The 15,242-nt window shown below is 61.0% G+C and carries 15 protein-coding genes and 1 tRNA gene; 8 read left to right on the forward strand and 8 right to left on the reverse strand.

Going from position 1 to position 15,242, the window contains the following annotated elements:
- Positions 1 to 47 precede the first annotated feature (47 nt).
- Together MTP16_RS15385 and MTP16_RS15390 are read right to left on the reverse strand one after the other, a co-directional pair.
- Positions 48 to 1,913, reverse strand: a complete 1,866-nt coding sequence (locus tag MTP16_RS15385; protein ID WP_243511252.1) for a M61 family metallopeptidase — start codon at positions 1,911 to 1,913, stop codon at positions 48 to 50.
- 155 nt (positions 1,914 to 2,068) lie between these two features.
- Positions 2,069 to 2,776 (reverse strand): class I SAM-dependent methyltransferase, encoded by a 708-nt coding sequence (locus MTP16_RS15390; RefSeq protein WP_243511254.1) that lies wholly within the window; start codon positions 2,774 to 2,776, stop codon positions 2,069 to 2,071.
- Positions 2,777 to 2,966: 190 nt separating this feature from the next.
- On the opposite strand from MTP16_RS15390, the gene MTP16_RS15395 reads away from it, so the two are divergent.
- Positions 2,967 to 3,048: transfer RNA gene (locus MTP16_RS15395), tRNA-Leu, on the forward strand.
- 84 nt (positions 3,049 to 3,132) lie between these two features.
- Complete coding sequence (locus MTP16_RS15400; protein WP_243511258.1) at positions 3,133 to 3,807, forward strand: phosphatase PAP2 family protein; 675 nt, start codon at positions 3,133 to 3,135, stop codon at positions 3,805 to 3,807.
- Between the two features lie 99 nt (positions 3,808 to 3,906).
- On the opposite strand, the gene MTP16_RS15405 is transcribed toward MTP16_RS15400, so the two are convergent.
- The 4 genes from MTP16_RS15405 to MTP16_RS15420 all read right to left on the reverse strand — a co-directional run bounded on the left by MTP16_RS15405 (position 3,907) and on the right by MTP16_RS15420 (position 9,244).
- On the reverse strand, positions 3,907 to 6,273 hold the full coding sequence (locus MTP16_RS15405; protein ID WP_243511261.1) for a GAF domain-containing protein: 2,367 nt from the start codon (positions 6,271 to 6,273) through the stop codon (positions 3,907 to 3,909).
- Positions 6,274 to 6,351: 78 nt separating this feature from the next.
- The gene (locus MTP16_RS15410; RefSeq protein ID WP_243511265.1) at positions 6,352 to 6,885 is read right to left on the reverse strand and encodes a hypothetical protein; all 534 of its coding nucleotides are present in this window, start codon (positions 6,883 to 6,885) and stop codon (positions 6,352 to 6,354) included.
- A gap of 102 nt (positions 6,886 to 6,987) precedes the next feature.
- Entirely contained in the window at positions 6,988 to 7,647 is a 660-nt protein-coding gene (locus tag MTP16_RS15415; protein WP_243511268.1) for a hypothetical protein, read from the reverse strand.
- Between the two features lie 202 nt (positions 7,648 to 7,849).
- Positions 7,850 to 9,244, reverse strand: coding sequence for a dicarboxylate/amino acid:cation symporter (locus MTP16_RS15420; protein WP_243511271.1), 1,395 nt, complete (start codon positions 9,242 to 9,244; stop codon positions 7,850 to 7,852).
- 310 nt (positions 9,245 to 9,554) lie between these two features.
- On the opposite strand from MTP16_RS15420, the gene MTP16_RS15425 reads away from it, so the two are divergent.
- A complete protein-coding gene (locus MTP16_RS15425) occupies positions 9,555 to 10,562 on the forward strand; it encodes an enolase C-terminal domain-like protein (protein WP_243511273.1) in 1,008 nt (335 codons plus the stop codon).
- An 84-nt stretch (positions 10,563 to 10,646) separates the two neighbouring features.
- Here MTP16_RS15425 and MTP16_RS15430 read toward each other — a convergent pair whose 3' ends face one another.
- Entirely contained in the window at positions 10,647 to 11,225 is a 579-nt protein-coding gene (locus tag MTP16_RS15430) for a DUF6799 domain-containing protein (protein WP_243511276.1), read from the reverse strand.
- A gap of 156 nt (positions 11,226 to 11,381) precedes the next feature.
- On the opposite strand from MTP16_RS15430, the gene MTP16_RS15435 reads away from it, so the two are divergent.
- From MTP16_RS15435 to MTP16_RS15445, 3 genes are all read left to right on the forward strand, one after another.
- Positions 11,382 to 11,876 (forward strand): MarR family winged helix-turn-helix transcriptional regulator, encoded by a 495-nt coding sequence (locus MTP16_RS15435; protein WP_243511278.1) that lies wholly within the window; start codon positions 11,382 to 11,384, stop codon positions 11,874 to 11,876.
- Positions 11,877 to 11,957: 81 nt separating this feature from the next.
- Entirely contained in the window at positions 11,958 to 12,605 is a 648-nt protein-coding gene (locus MTP16_RS15440; RefSeq protein ID WP_243511281.1) for a YceI family protein, read from the forward strand.
- A 401-nt stretch (positions 12,606 to 13,006) separates the two neighbouring features.
- Positions 13,007 to 13,483: a YceI family protein gene (locus tag MTP16_RS15445; RefSeq protein WP_262922680.1), complete on the forward strand. Its 477-nt coding sequence runs from the start codon at positions 13,007 to 13,009 to the stop codon at positions 13,481 to 13,483.
- Between the two features lie 5 nt (positions 13,484 to 13,488).
- Here the strand turns inward: MTP16_RS15445 and MTP16_RS15450 are convergent, their stop codons facing one another.
- Positions 13,489 to 14,046: a hypothetical protein gene (locus tag MTP16_RS15450; RefSeq protein WP_243511285.1), complete on the reverse strand. Its 558-nt coding sequence runs from the start codon at positions 14,044 to 14,046 to the stop codon at positions 13,489 to 13,491.
- Between the two features lie 131 nt (positions 14,047 to 14,177).
- Between MTP16_RS15450 and MTP16_RS15455 the strand changes: the two genes are divergently transcribed.
- Together MTP16_RS15455 and recR are read left to right on the forward strand one after the other, a co-directional pair.
- Positions 14,178 to 14,459 (forward strand): ATP-dependent Clp protease adaptor ClpS, encoded by a 282-nt coding sequence (locus MTP16_RS15455; RefSeq protein ID WP_243511287.1) that lies wholly within the window; start codon positions 14,178 to 14,180, stop codon positions 14,457 to 14,459.
- Positions 14,460 to 14,561: 102 nt separating this feature from the next.
- The gene (gene recR / locus MTP16_RS15460) at positions 14,562 to 15,176 is read left to right on the forward strand and encodes a recombination mediator RecR (RefSeq protein ID WP_243511289.1); all 615 of its coding nucleotides are present in this window, start codon (positions 14,562 to 14,564) and stop codon (positions 15,174 to 15,176) included.
- Positions 15,177 to 15,242 lie beyond the last annotated feature (66 nt).

The raw sequence follows: 15,242 nt of genomic DNA on the forward strand, positions 1-15,242 counted from the left end.
GCAGTCGGGCAATTCAACCTATAAAACCAGAACCGGCTAGGCGGCATTTAGTTGCTGGCCTGGCTGGCCAGCCAAGCCTCGCGCAATGCCTTTTGGGCGGGCGAGTACACCATCTTCTCCACCGATTCCACCGGCTTCACGCCCACGTTGGGGTCTTCGGCCAAGATGAGTTGGGTAGTGCGCTCCACGCCGCCGCGGGTTTTCACCTTCACAAACACCACGTCGCTGGGCGAGTGCTTGTGCAGCACGGCGTCGAGGTCGTTGCGGCTTTTGAGCTCCTTGCCGTCGAGTACCAGCAGCTGGTCGCCCCGGTCGATGCCGGCCTTGTAGAGGCCCGAGCCGATGGTGGTATTATAGGCCACAATGCAGCGGCCTTCTTCGTCAAATTCTACCTGGTTGGGCAGGGCTGCGCCCAGCACCCGGGTCGGTATCACGGCCAGGCCGGCCACCAGCAGGTTCTCGCTGAAGCGGGGCGTCTCGCGGCCGTACACGTACTGGCGGAAAAAGCGCCCGGCAAACACCGTGTCCTTGCTCACCTCGCCCAGCACGCGCTGCAGGTCCTTCACCGTGTAGGGCGCGGTGGGCGCGTAGTTGTCCTGCTTCGAACCATACTGCTGCCACATGGCCTGCATAAACTTGTCGAGCGAGGTGCGGTGGAACTGCCGCAGCTGCATGTCGAGCACCAGGGCCAGGCCCGCGCCCTGCGTGTAGTAGGAGAGGGTGGTGTTCACCGCGTTGGTGGGCGCGCTCGTGGCGGCGCCGTCGATGAAGGCCGCCTGCCGGCTCATGTCGATGGCCGAGGCGTAGCGGGCGCCGGGGCTGTTCTGGCGCTGGTTCACCCAGCCGCTGATGTCGTTGAAGAATTCTTCGTCCTCAATCAGCTTGGCCCGGCGCAGGGCCAGCCGGCCATAATATTGCGTGAAGCCTTCGGCAAACCACAGTGCGTCACTCATGTTTGCCCGCTGGAAATCAAACGGCTCCAGGTCGCGGGGGCGCAGGCGTTCCACGTTCCAGGCGTGGAAAAACTCGTGCGCCACCGTGCCCAGGTTGCGGGTGCCGTCCTCGTCCTTGAGCGTGCGCGAACTCGTGACAGAGGTAGAGTTCCGGTGCTCCATGCCGTCGCCAGTGGCTTGGCTCAGGTAGTCGGCCACGAAGGTGTAGCGCCCAAAATCGAACTTTGGCAGCTCGCCAAAAATAGCTTTTTCCTCCTTCACCACCTTCTGCACCTTCTTGGCATAGGCGTCAATCTCACTGTTTGAGCCCTGGTAAAGCATCGACAGCTCAATGGTTTGGTCGCCCTCCTGCCAGCTGCGCAGCTGCTGCGCGCCCAACGACACCGGGCTGTCCATCAAATACTGAAAGTTCGGGGCCGTGTACACCGATTTGTCAGCGCCGGAGCGCAACTGCGTGGCTACCTTCCAGTTGGCCGGCAGGTCAAACTTGATTTCGGCCGCCCGTGCTTCCAGGCCGGTGGCGTAGCACAGCGCGGCGGGCATGTTGAGGTGGGCGTGCTGCTGGTCGATGCCCACGTAGGTGCCGTCGGTCTGGTCGCCGTACAGCGTATAGCTAAAAATGACGGTGCCATCGGCGCCCGGCGTCACGTCCCAGCCGTAGGGGTCGGGCCGGTTGAGCGGCAGGGGGTGGTTGGCGCCGTCGGTGGCCACCACGTAGTACACGTTTTTCGAGAAGTCGTGCACCGAATAGCGGCCGGGCGAGCTGCGGGCCATGCGCACGTGCAGCGGCCCGGCGGGCAGCCCCGAGAACGTGGCCGTCACCTTGGCCTCGTGGTGCACCGCATTGGGAAATGCCATGGTGTAGCGCACCGCCGGTCCCGGGTTGGCCGCGGGTTGAGCCTGGGCATCAAAAGCCTCTAAAGAAATCAGCGCGAATAGAATAGGGACGAGGTTTCTCATAGTAGAAATGATAGGGAAGCAAGGTATAAGCCCGGCAGCACAACGGCCATCTGGTTACAAAGTTGCGGAAAATTTACAATAGAATTCAAGGATGCGCGTAGCAGGCCCTGATTTATAATGATAAAATTATGTTTTAAGGCTATTTAGCCAAATTATTAAATAACAGAGGCCAAAGCAGCTGTAGATTCTACAAAGATGACGCCTTCCATCGCCCGGTCAAAAAATGTGGCCGAGTGCTGCGGCCGCAAGCCCAGCCGGCCCAACTCCGCCCGCAAATCGGGCAGCGCACGGGCGCGCAGCCCGGTGGTAAGCCGAAAAAACCAATACATGGCCGCCAGCAGCCAGTGCCGCCAGCCGCGCCGCGCCGGCCGGAAATCGGCCAGCAGCCAAGGCGCGCCTGCCCGCTGCGCCCGCCGGAGCGTGGCCAACGCCTCCGGCAACTCCGGCGCGGCAATGCAGTCGAGCACGAAGAAGGTAATAATGGCGTCGAACTGCTCTTGGGGTCCCAGCGCTGCCTGCGTGCCGTGCCGAAACTCTACCTGCCCGGCGGCTTGCGGGCACTCCCGCAGCAGGCGGGCGCGGGCCCGGGCCAGCATCTTGGGCGAGGCTTCCAGGTAAAGCACCGTGGCCGGTGGCCGGCGGCGCAGCACTTCCAGCAGCACCCAGCCCGTGCCGCCGCCCAGGATGAGCAAGTGCCGGGCCACCCCGTCCGGCAGGCCCGCCAGCGCCGCCTGCTGGGCCCGCCGCTGCGCCGGCCCAAATACCAGGCCTGCCAGCGCGTCGTAGCACCACGCCACGCGGTCGAAGCCGGTCAGTTTCTCGGCCTCGGCGGGTTGCGGGGCAGGCTTTCGCGGCTCAGACATGCCGAAGATTACCGGAATGTGAAAAAAATATCATGCAGCAAGTAACTGAGAAACAATCGCCGGTGCGCTGCCAAACGCCGGGCAACAGAAAAAATACGCGCAAAAGTTGCGCCGGGGTAAATTGAAGCTATATCTTTGCAGCATCAAAAGGCGCTTCACCCCACGGTGGCGCGGCTTTTTAGCCCCAACTGCGCTTGTGGCGAAATTGGTAGACGCGCTGTCTTCAGGCGGCAGTTCCGCAAGGTGTGAGAGTTCGAGTCTCTCCGAGCGCACGTTTAAAAAGCCAGCCCCCACGGGCTGGCTTTTTTCGTTTTACGTATCACCGTTTTTCACCCTCACCCAACGCGTAGGCCCCCATGAACCGCCTGACTTCCCGCTTGCTTGCGCTGGCCGGCCTGCTCACGGTCGAAATGGCTCTGGGGCTGGCGTTGTTTGTGGCGGCGTTTGCCGGGTTTTTCTACCTCGCGCGGGTGGTGTTCGTGCACCACTCCCAGGCCCTCGACACGTGGGCCTTCGCCACGGTCGATGCCTGGCAAAAGGCCAACCCCGTAGTGGAAGGGCCCGTCAATTTTGTCACATTTTTCGCCTCGCTCTATTTTTTGCTGCCCGCCAGCATCATCGGCCCGTGGCTGATGCGCCGCGCCGGCCACCCCCGTGAGGCCTGGGAATGGATGCTGGCCATGGCCGGTAGCGTGCTGCTCAACCAGCTGCTGAAGCTATATTTCAACCGGCCCCGGCCCGCCAATACCCTGCTGCATACCTATGGCCTGAGCTTTCCCAGCGGGCACGCCATGCTGGGGCTCACGTTCTACGGCTGCCTGGCTTGGCTGCTGGCCCGGCACTTGGGGCAGCGCCGCTGGGCAGTGCCGTTGCTGCTGTGGGCGGGGCTCATCGGGGTCACGCGGGTGTGCCTGCACGCGCACTACGCCACCGATGTGCTGGCGGGCTTTGCCGGCGGCGCGGCCTGGCTGGTGGCCTTCCAGGCCGGCATCAAGCTTTTTTGGAAAGAAGAAAAGGCAACGTTGCAGTGAAAGGTGTTCGGTGTTGGGTTTTAGGTATTAAGCATTAGGTGTCAGGACTGTAGATTCCAAACACCTAAAACCCAATACCCAACACCTAACACCTAACACCTAACCCAAAATCCGCACTTTCACCCGCAGCGCCAGCAGGCCTTTCACGCCCTGCAGCTCTTCCAGCTCCAACTCCTCCACGCCGGGCTCCAGCAGGCCGCGGTCCTGCAGGTAGTCGATGTACTCGTAGTATTCCACGGCCTCGCGGGTTTGGGCGTAAACGAGGGCAATGGTGCCGGGCTGGGTGAGGCGTTCGCCGGTGCCCAGCACGGTGGCTTTGTCTATGCGTTTCTTGATGATTTCGTAGCGGATGTTGTAGGCGCCGTCCACGTCGAACTGCCGTTCGTCCTGCCGGAAGCGGATGCTCAGCGGCTGGCCATGAATGAGAATGAGCTGCGTGGTGTCGAGCGGCACGGGCAGCGTGGCCTTCAGCGCGGCGGTGCGGCGCGTGATTTCCACCATGGTCAGCAGCTGCCACAGGCGCAGGTTTTTCAGGAAAACCAGGTCGAAGGGCTTATTCTCGACCAAGGTACTTCCCACGTAGATGTTGAACTCCACGCCATCGGTCTTGTAGCGCTGGAAGTAGTGCGGAAACATCTGCTGGGCCTTTTCCTCCTCTTCGTCGAGGTAGTCGCTCACAGCGTCGTTGAGCGTGGTCACACTCGTTTCAAAGTCCTGCCGCCGCTTGTAGAGGATGCCCAGCTTGGGGTCGATGTTGCTCCAATACTTGGTAATGACGGGCCGCAGTTCCGGTGTGTGCGCTGCCAGGTATTCAAACAGGGGCTCCACCTCGCGCTTCAGCGAGTCGTAGATGTTGGCCTCGTCGCCGGTGAGCATCCCCTCGTGCAGGCGCTTCAGGTTTTTGGTAACATAAAATTTCAGCTCGTCCAGGATGGGCAGCTCCTGAAACTCCGAAGCCTTTTTCAGCACTTTATTGGCCAGCGTAAGGTGCTCGATGAGGTCGCCCTGAATGGCCTCGTTGCGCACGGTGCTGCTGCTGCGAATGTCGCAGGAGCCGTGCAGCGGGTATACGTCTTCGAACACGATGGGCTCCATCTCGGCCGTGCGGTTGCCGGCGTCGAGCTTGGCCAGCAGGTTGCGGGCCGCGTCCATGAAGCGCCACTCCATGGTGGGGTGAATGGCCGTAAACTTCTCGCGGATAACCGATTGCACGCGTGCCTGCAAGTCCTCGGCGTTGCGCTTCACTGCCACCGCAAACAGCGGCACAAACTGCGCCACCTTGTCCATGTCGAACTCATCGAGCGCGTCGGCCTGCGGCGTGCCCAGCTCCAGCAGGCCCACCGTGTCGTTGCCGTAGGGCAGCAAGGCTAGAATAGCGGAGTTGATACCCAGGCTCATAATCTGCTCCCGCAGGTCGTCAGGCAGGTCCGAGGAAGCTACGTCCTTAAGGACGAGCGGCTCCTTCTCGCGCAGCAGCCGCTCGTATATCTGCCGGAAGCTGCTGTCCGACGACTGGGTCTGTACCTGCTTGGTGAGGAAGCTGTGGTTGATTTTGTGCCCAAAATCCACGAAAGCCCGTTTTTTCTCATCATAAGCCGCGATGCCAAGCTGCAGCGCCGGCTGGGCAAATAGCACCCGCAGCTTCTCCTGAATCTGCTCGAAGCGGGCTGGGGTTTGCAGCACATCGCGCTCCAGCAGGTCGTACTTTAGCTCCGACAGGATTTCCTGGTCGGTCACGTCCACCAGCTGCAGCAGGTTGAAGCCTTCCAGCTCGAAGTGCTCGGGCGGCAGCAGCTCGCGCCACAGCTCAGGCCGGTGGCGGTTGTGCACCAGCATTTCGAGCTGCTCGGGACTAAGGTGCGGCAGCTCACCCACCACCTTCACCGTCACAAAGTCGGAGTTGAAATCAACCCCGTAGTGCCGGTAGAGCCCAATCTTGTAGTCGGGCACTGTGAAGACGATGGTGCCCAGCGGCGGAATTTCAGCCCCGTACACCCGGTTGAGCACCAAGTGGTAAGCCATCAGGCCCATGTGCCGCTCCATGGTGGCCATGTCGATGTTCAGGGGTTGCTTGATGCTGAGGTCCTTGTTGAGCATCACCTCCTCAAACAGCTGGGTGGAGTAGAAGCAATGCCGCTGAAACGGACCCACTACCCCGCTGATATCGGTCGAAAACGAGGCCGGCGGAAACACGGCCAGCATCAGCGTTTCCACAAAGTCGCAGTTGCATTCCAGCGCCGACGCATCCGGCAGCGGGCCGCGGCTCCAGGGCGCGTCGGCCACCTGCTGGCCAATGGCTTCAGCCAGCAGCCGCACGCCCGCGTTGGTCGACTGCTCGCGCTTGTGCCAATAGGCTATCAGCGGCTCAAGGCTGAGCGTGGAGCGAAACGGAAACGACGTGGGGGCGGCGTTGGTGCGCGAGTCGGGCACCCCCAGGGTGAGGGGCAAAGATGTATCAGCAGCCATAGGAACGGGAAACGCCGGCGTCTGCCCAATCGTTGCAGCCCGGTCTTTGCTATACGTGCCGCGCCGCGCGCTCGGCCATTAGGGAATCAGCAGGAAGGGCTTTTCCTTCAGGTCGAGCGTCTTTTTCACTCCGCTGCTATCGTAGTACACTGTCTTCGTCGTGTTGGTGTATTGGGTGCAGCACCCGTCGCCCTCAAAGCTGCCCTGAATGCGGACGCTGTCGATGACGAAGGCCGTGGTTGGCACTCCTTTTCGCACGCCGTTGGGGTGGGCCAGGTACTGCACGTCGTAGCGGTAGTTGCCCAGGGTGGTATTGCCGGTGCGCGTGAAGGGCGTGTTGTTGTTGATGAGAATGGAGTCGCCGCGCAGGGGCACCCTTATGCGCACCAAAGTCACCGTTTCGGGGCGGGTGGTGGTCGTTACTTTTTTGGGATACCGCAGCACAATCAGCGTGTCCAGGTCGTCGGGGGCAAATCGGGGCGAAAATCGCAGCTTCACGGCGTCGGCCAGCGGGTCGTCGGGCTCGCACACGTTGTTGGCACAGCAGCCGCCCCAGAGCACGGGGCCCAGCAGGACAAAGGCGGAAGAACGGAGAAAGCGCAAAAGAGCCATAGCTCGCCAAAGGTAAGGCCCGAGGTGCGCTCCTGTAAGAGCGCGCCTCGGGCCAAGTCAAATTCGGTCAGATTAAAAAAGCCTAAGCAGGCAAGCCAGATACTAGCGGCTGCCGGTGAGGCCCGACGACGACGGCAGGGTGGGGTTTTCCACCGTGCCGCCGGCCATCAGCAGGGGGCGTAGGCGGGCCGTGGCCGTATCGAGCTGGGGCCGAATCTGGGCCATGGCGCCGCGCAGGGCAATGATGTCGGCCAGGCGCGGGGCGGTGGTTTGCGAATAGCCGTGGTACATGGCCACCTTCACCTCCGAGGTGCCGGTGCCCGAGTAGGAGCCCAGCAGGTTGCCGGCGGCGTCGCTCACCTGCACTTCGGCCTGCAGCGTGGTCTTGTACCATTCGAGCGGAATGCCCAGCACGGCCGGCACCATGAAGGTGAGCACCTGCAGGCCCTGCACGGCCCGGCCCGTGCGCAGGGTTTTTACCTTCTTCACCACCAGCTTGGCGTAGCCGTAGGTGGCCGAGTCGGTGGGCTCCGTCAAGTTGATGTGGCACTCCTGTTGGAACAGCTTCAGCGGGTCTTCGGGCAATGCCCCGTCATTCATCGCGAGCGGGCCTTGGTCGGCCAGCACTTCCAGCGGCGGCAGGCGCTTGGCAATCGAGGCCGTGGGCGTGCTGCGCATCTGGTTTTTTACCGAAACGCAAGCCGGAGCCGCCAAAAAGGCCGGCGCCAAAGCCAGCAGCGCGAGTTGACGAGTCAATTTCATAGCACGAGGATTAATTTAATCAAGAAGAGAAAAAATGGAAAGGCAAAAGCTGAAAAGTGCAAAAAAGCTGGGTGGATGAAGCACTCCTCGCTATATGTGGTAGCTAAGTTAACGGATTCAGGTGGCAAGGTGTTCAAAATTCGGCGAATGGCGCAAAAAAGCCAATGACCGCCGGAAAAAAATCCGGTCAGGCACGCGCTGATTAGTGGGTCAATTCGGCTTGCTCGGGCATGGCCGTCGGGTCGGGTCCCACGTAATCGTCCACAAATTCGCCTTCCCAACGGGCCACCACAGCCGAGGCCAGGCAGTTGCCCAGCACGTTCACGGCCGTGCGCGCCATGTCCATCAGCGCATCAATGCCGAGGATGATGAACACCGGCCACGGCGGCAGGTTGAACGACGCCACGGTGGCCAGCAAAATCACGAGCGAGGCGCGGGGCACCCCGGCCACGCCTTTGCTGGTCAGCATCAGGGTGAATACCATGACCAGCTGCTGGCCAAAGGTGAGGTCGACCCCGGCGGCCTGGGCCACAAAGATGGCGGCCAGTGACAGATAGAGAGTGGTGCCGTCCAGGTTAAACGAGTAGCCGGTGGGCATCACGAAGGCCACCACACGCCGGGGCACCCCGATGCTTTCCATGGCTTCCATGGCGCGGGGCAGGGCAGCTTCCGAACTGGTGGTAGCGAAGGCGATGCTCACCGGCTCAGCCACGGCCTGAATGAAGCGCTTCAGCGGAATGCGAGCAATCAGAGCTACCGGCAGCAACACCAGCAGGACGAAGGCAATCAAGGCCGCGTACAACGTCAGCAGCAACTGCACGGCGTTGACGAGCGGGCCAAAGCCCATCTTGCCCACCGTGTAGGCAATGGCGCCGCCCACGCCCAGCGGCGCAAAAAACATCACCACATTGGTGAACTTAAACATCACCTCCGAAAGGCTTTCCGACCACTCCACCATGGGCCGGCGGTGCTTTTCCGACACCATGGCCAGGCCAATGGCGAAGATGATGGCAAACACCACCACCTGCAGCACCTGGCCTTCGGCTATCGATTTGGCGATGTTTTCCGGAAAGATGTGCGTGATGATGTCGGCCGCCGTCTGCTTGGGCGCGGCCGCAATGGTTTCGTTCACGTTGCTGGTGCGCTGGGCGGCGGCCAGCACGGCCGGGTCGAGGCGGCCGGCTTTGGTGAGGTTGATGGCGGCCAGACCGATAAAGAGCGCGAAGGTGGTCACGACTTCGAAGTACACCAGGGCCTTGACGCCCATCCGGCCCACCTTTTTCAAGTCGGCGTGGCCGGCGATGCCCACCACCAGCGTGGCAAATACCAGCGGCGCAATGATGGTTTTCACCAGGCGCAGAAACACGTCGCTGAGCACTTTCAGGTTCTGGGCTTGCTCCGGGAAGTCGGCGCCGGCTTCGGCGCCGGCCAGCATGGCCACCACAATCCAGAGGGTGAGGGAGCGGCGCGGCGCCACGGCCACGGCGAGCACCAGCAGCGCCAGCCAGCGGATGGCCATCAGGGCGACCTCAGGCATGGCCAGCACGTGGTAGGCGCTAAGGGCGGTAAGAATGCCTGCCAGCAGCAGGAAAACCAAGGCAATAGGGAGTAAACGGGATTTCGCCATGCTTTTGAAAAAGGGCAGGGTGGGGGAATGAAGCCCTAAAGAACGGCATTATCCAGCCAGCAAAGCGGCTGCGGCCACCAGTGCCCTGCCTCAAAATGCTGGAACCGGCTGGGCCTAAGCATTTCGGCGAGTTTAACAGCAGGCTCGGCATTAGGTCCAATGCTAAGCGCTGGCTCGTAAACAAAGCCCGTGCGGTTGGCCTTTTTCCCGGGCGGTGCGTAGCTGTGGTGTTTTCGGCCGCAATTTCGCCGCCACATCCCGCCGCCCGCTCCTTTCCTCCATGCCCACCTGGACCCTTACTGCCCACGAACTGCCCCTGCGCTTCGTGTGGAAAATTTCGCGCAACGCTTCGGCCACCAAAACCAACCTGCTGGTGCAAATCGACGGCCACGGGCACCGCGCCCAGGGCGAGGCCGCGCCCAACGTGCGCTACGACGAAACCCCGGAGCTGCTGAGCCAGCAGTTTGCCGCGTTGCAGGCCAGGGGCTTGGGCAACGTAGACAACCTGGCCGATTTGGATGCCCTCCTGGCCGCCCAGCCGGTGGCGCATGCCCTGAGCTTTGCGCTCGAGTCGGCGCTGGTGCAGTGGCTGGCCGCGCGGGCCGGGCAGCCGGTGTGGCAGTGGCTGGGCGTGCCCGCGCCCGCACCGGCCGTGCCCACCGCTTTTTCGCTGCCCATTATGGAGCCGGGCGAGGTGGCCGGCTTTCTGCGCGAGCTGGACATGGCGCGCTTCCAGCTCATCAAAATCAAAGTGAATCAGGCCGGAGGGCTCGACCTGTTGCGTGAAGTGGCCCGCGCCCTGCCCGGCCACGCCCTGCTGGTGGACGGCAACGAGGCATGGCCCGATGCCGACGCCGTGCTGCAGTTTCTGGAGCAAGCCACTGCGTTGCCCGGCCTGAACCTGCGCTTTCTGGAGCAGCCCATGCCCGCCGCTTTTGCCGAGCACTACCGCTACCTGCGGCCCCGCAGCGCCGTGCCGCTGCTGGCCGATGAATCGGTGACGGACACCGCCAATTTCGCCGACATCGCGCAGCAGTTCCACGGCGTGAACGTGAAGCTGATGAAAGCCGGCGGCTACCGGCGCGGCATCGAGCTGCTGCGCCAGACCCGCGAGCACGGCCTCATCCCCATGCTGGGCTGCATGGTCGAAACCTCGGTGGGCATTGCGGCGGCCCTGCAAATCAGCGCTCTGGCCGATGTGCACGACCTCGACGGCTTTCTTATTGTGAAGGATGAGCCCTTCGGATTGGTAACCGAGGCTGCTGGGCAACTGCGGCTGCGGGACTGAAAAGCTCCGTTACTCAAAAGGCAAGGCCAGGCTGCACGCAGCCTGGCCTTGCCTTTTGATGCCGAGTAAGACACAAAAGGACTGTTACTTCGGCGAGTTCAACTGCGAATTGATTTGCGCCATTTGGTCGTCGATGGATTTAGTGTCCGGCATGTCGGTGCGGCCTTGGCTGAGCACCTGCACTTTTTGGGTCAGCAGCTCTACTTTTTTCTGGAGCAGACCCATTTGGATGGAAGGGTCTGAGAAGCCGGGGCCGCGCTGCACGTAGGTGTCGTAGCGGGCGCTGTTGGCGCCGGGCGTGCCGGCCGCGGCCTTGCCCTGGGCCGCGGCGGCGCTGCCGGGCGTGGCAAATACCACGCCGCCATCGGCGCGCACGTAGTCGCCTTCACGCAGGGTAATTTTCTTGCCTTTGGGGTTTATTTTGTCGGCCGGCATTTCCACGATGCCATTTTTGTAGTTGATTTTGACACCGGTGCTCAGCTTAACGTTTTGCGTGAGCGGCGTGGTTTGGCCGTTTTCGTACCGCACCACTTCACCGTTTTGCATCAGGAAGCGAGTGTTGGCGGTGGTTTGCACGGGAAAGCCACCGTCTTGGGCAGCGGCCAGGCGGGGCGCGGTGGCCAGGCAGACGGCCAGGGAAGCAAGAAGCAGGAAACGAAACATAGCTAGGAGGAATAAGGTGAAATGGCCTAGCTTACGAGTATTGCCGCTGCGATGGTTAAGCAGCGGGTCAAAGCATTCTTTTCAAAATATTTTTTGAAACGATGTTGCGACATTAAATGTATGTACATAAATTTGCACCCGATTCCACTGCCTCACATGCGCATCGAAGACGAAATCAAGCAGCCCACTTTCCGCGACGAATACCAGAAGGCCGTCATCAATCTGGTGTACACGACCGGCTGGCTGCAACTGCGCCAGGCCACGGCTTTCAAAGGGTTTGGCCTCACGCTGCCGCAATTCAACATCCTGCGCATTTTGCGGGGGCAGCACCCGCGCCCGGCTACGGTGGCCCTGCTCATCGACCGGATGCTGGACAAAACCAGCAACGCTTCGCGCATCGTGGACCGCCTCGAAGAGAAGAAGCTCGTGACCCGTACCGTGTGCCCCGGCAACCGCCGCGCCGTGGACATCCGCATTACCCCGGCCGGGCTCGACCTGCTGAAAAGCATCGAAGACTCGCAGGTGATGGAAAAGAACGGCACCCAACACCTCACCCCCGACGAAGCCCGCCAGCTCAACCTTTTGCTCGATAAAATTCGGACCGATGAGGGTGAGGGAGGGGCAACCCCTGAGATGCCTTCCTGCGAGTAGCCTTGGCACGCTTTTTATCAAGTGGCCGCCCAGCCACGCTTTCATTTTAAATAGTTACCCTTTTTTACTTTTTTCTTCAAGATGAAAAAATACCTGTTGCCCGCTTTGTTCGCCGTTGCTGTATTGGGCGCCGCCCCCGCCGCTTCGGCCCAAAAAAATAACAGCGCCAAAATGGCCACCAACGCCCCCGCCTACGCCGTGCAGCCGCAGCTGAGCACCCTGGGCTGGGAAGCCAAAGCCGTGACCCACGGCCACAACGGCACCATGAATTTCAGCTCGGGTGAGCTGCTTGTGAAAGGCAACGCCATTGTGGGCGGCACCGTGACCGTGGACATGAAGAGCATGAAAGCCACCGACATCACCGATGCTGGCAAGCACGCCACGTTCGTTAGCCACATGAGCGACGCCCGCTACTTCACCGTGGACAAGTACCCCACGGCCACTTTCACCATCGTGAGCGTGACGCCCATCAAAGGCGCTGCCAAAGACGCCAACAACGCCACCATCACCGGCGACATGAAAATTAAGGACCAGACGCAGCGCATCAGCTTCCCGGCAAAAGTGGGCGTGAAAGACGGCCTGGCCTCTGCCACCGGCAAAGTGACCATCGACCGCACCAAATTCGGCATCACCGAAAACTCGAAGGCAACCTTGGCTGAGTCGATGGCCGACAAGGTCATCTACGACGACATTCAGTTGGCCTTCAACGTCATCGCCAAGAAGTCGTAATGGCGGATTAGCATAAAATTCAAAAAGCCCCGTCGAGGAATCGACGGGGCTTTTTTGTGACTCGCGGGCATTAAACAGGAATTGAGCTTTAGCGTTGCGCCTATATATTTGACGTCATCTATTCTATAGCCTTTACCATTAAAATGAAAAGAACAGTGCTGCTCCTGATGGCCGCCGTTGCCCTCGGGGCAACCCCCGCCGTTCAGAGTTCCTCGCCGGGCGCACCCGGGGCTATTTCCTTCCGCAGCGTTTTTCAAAGTGCAGCCGCAGTTGAGCACGATTGGTTGGGAAGGAAAAACCTTGACGTATAGCCAAAAAGGTGCCATCGGGCTGGCCGATGGCGAACTGCTGACAGAAGCTAGTGCCCTGGTGGGCGGGGCCGTGACCGTGGATATGAGTTCATCAAAGTCGCCAGCGTGGAGGACGCCGATATGCAGAAAAAGTTCGTGAACCATATGGCTTCAGAAGACTTTTTTGATTCCAAAAAATACCCCACTGCCGCGTTCAAGCTGGTAAGCGTAGTTCCCATCAAGGGCGCCGCTGCCGACGCCGACAACGCCACCATCACCGGCGACCTGACCATCAAAGACAAGACGCAGCGCATCAGCTTCCCGGCCAAAGTGGGCGTGAAGGGTGATTTGGCTGCCATTGCGGGTAAAGTGGTGTTCGACCGAACCAAATTTGGAATTAACTACGGTTCCGAATCGTACCAGACCTATCGGCGCAATGATGTGCGCGACCCCCAAAGTCTTTCACACCGCCTGCAACTGGGTTTCGGCAGCACAGTGGAAGAAATCAACCAGATGTACCCGCCCTTAGCCAACCGGGCAATTAGCGACGATATTGCGTTGACATTCAACCTGATTGCCAAATCATAGCCCGTTCACTCCGGTATTTCAAACCTGCGGGGCAGCTCGAAGCTGAGGTGGTGGCTTTTGCTGCGGCTGTGCAGCTCGCGAAGTATCTCGTCGATTTCGCCCTGGTATTCCACCCACAAGTCTTCGTGCAGGCTTTTGAGCACGAGGGCGGGCAGCTTGGCCGCCAGCCGGGCCACGGCGCGGTAAAAGCCGTCGTACACGCTGTCGAACTGCCCGGAATAGTTATCAATGCACTGGCGCAGAATGTACACCAGCAGGTCGACTTCGAGCTGTTTGCTTTTGGTGATGCGGCGGGCGCGGGCAGCTTCCTGCACGCTGGCGCGCACGGCCTTCACCAAGCTCCGGTTGAGCAGGCGGCCCGACACTGCCACGTTGAACAGCTCGTGGATGCGGTCGGCGGTTTCTTCCTGCACCTGGCCCAGCGTCACGTCGGCCAGCAGCTCGAAGCGGAAGGTTTCGTAGAGCTCGGCGTCGCGGCGCACGGCGCGTAGGAGCAGGGATTCTTTTTCGGGCTCGGAGAGGCGCTTGAGGGCTTTTTTGAAGTCGGCGGACGGAACGGGCATGGGAGGGGAGCAGGGTGAGGGCCCGGCCGCGGCAACGCGGGCAAAATCGGGCCGATTTGAGGAAACGAAATTGGGCGGTTTGCAGTTATGAACGGCTGCCCCACGCGGGCTTTCCTGCGTAAATTTGCCTTATGAATACTCGCCCGCAAATTGAGCACGATGAGGACGTCCTGTTGCTCGAAGAAGAACAGGAACTGCGCAACCTCGTGGTGTACAACGACGACATCAACACCTTCGACCACGTCATCAAAACCCTGATGGACGTGTGCGGCCACCAGCCCGAGCAGGCCGAGCAGTGCACTCTGCTCATCCACTACAAGGGCAAGTGCGCCGTGAAGGTGGGCACTTACGAGGAGTTGGAGCCCATGTGCAGCGCCATCCACGACCGCGGCATTTCGGCCGACGTCGTTTAATTTCTGGTGCTTGGTTGTTGGTGCCTGGTGCTTGGCTTTTTTCGGAGCCGCGCTAGTTTAACCAAGCACCAGGCACCAACAACCAAGCACCCAACAGCCTGAATGGAATTTCCCTCCAAACTGATTGAGAACGCCGTGGGCGAGCTGGCCCGCCTGCCCGGCATCGGCCGCAAAACGGCCCTGCGCCTGGCCCTGCACCTGCTCAAAGCCGAGATGGACACCACTGCCTCGCTGGCGGAGGCGCTGGCCAAGATGCGCTTTGAAATCACCTACTGCAACACCTGCCACAGCATTTCCGACACCGAGGAATGCGCTATTTGCGCTAATAAGCTGCGCGACCACAGCCTGGTGTGCGTGGTGTCGGACGTGCGCGACGTCATCGCCATCGAGAACACCGGCCAGTACAAGGGCGTGTACCACGTGCTGGGCGGCGTGATTTCGCCCATCGAAGGCATCGGCCCTTCGGATTTGCACATCGATTCGCTGGTGGCCCGGGCCTCGGGTGAAGAGTCGGAAGTGCGCGAAGTTATTCTGGCCATCTCGCCCACCATGGAGGGCGACACCACGGCCTTCTACCTCTCGCGCCGCCTGCGCGACCTGCCCAACGTGCACATCAGCACCATTGCCCGCGGCATTCCGATGGGCGGCGAGCTGGAGTACGCCGACGAAATCACCCTCGGCCGCAGCATCGTAGAGCGCCTGCGCCAAGCCCGGTAGCAATAATTGTCATTGCGAGGCGCAGCCGAAGCAATCCGTCCTGTAAAAACCAGACACGCCCTTCCC

Source organism: Hymenobacter monticola (assembly GCF_022811645.1).
Taxonomy (GTDB): Bacteria; Bacteroidota; Bacteroidia; order Cytophagales; family Hymenobacteraceae; genus Hymenobacter; species Hymenobacter monticola.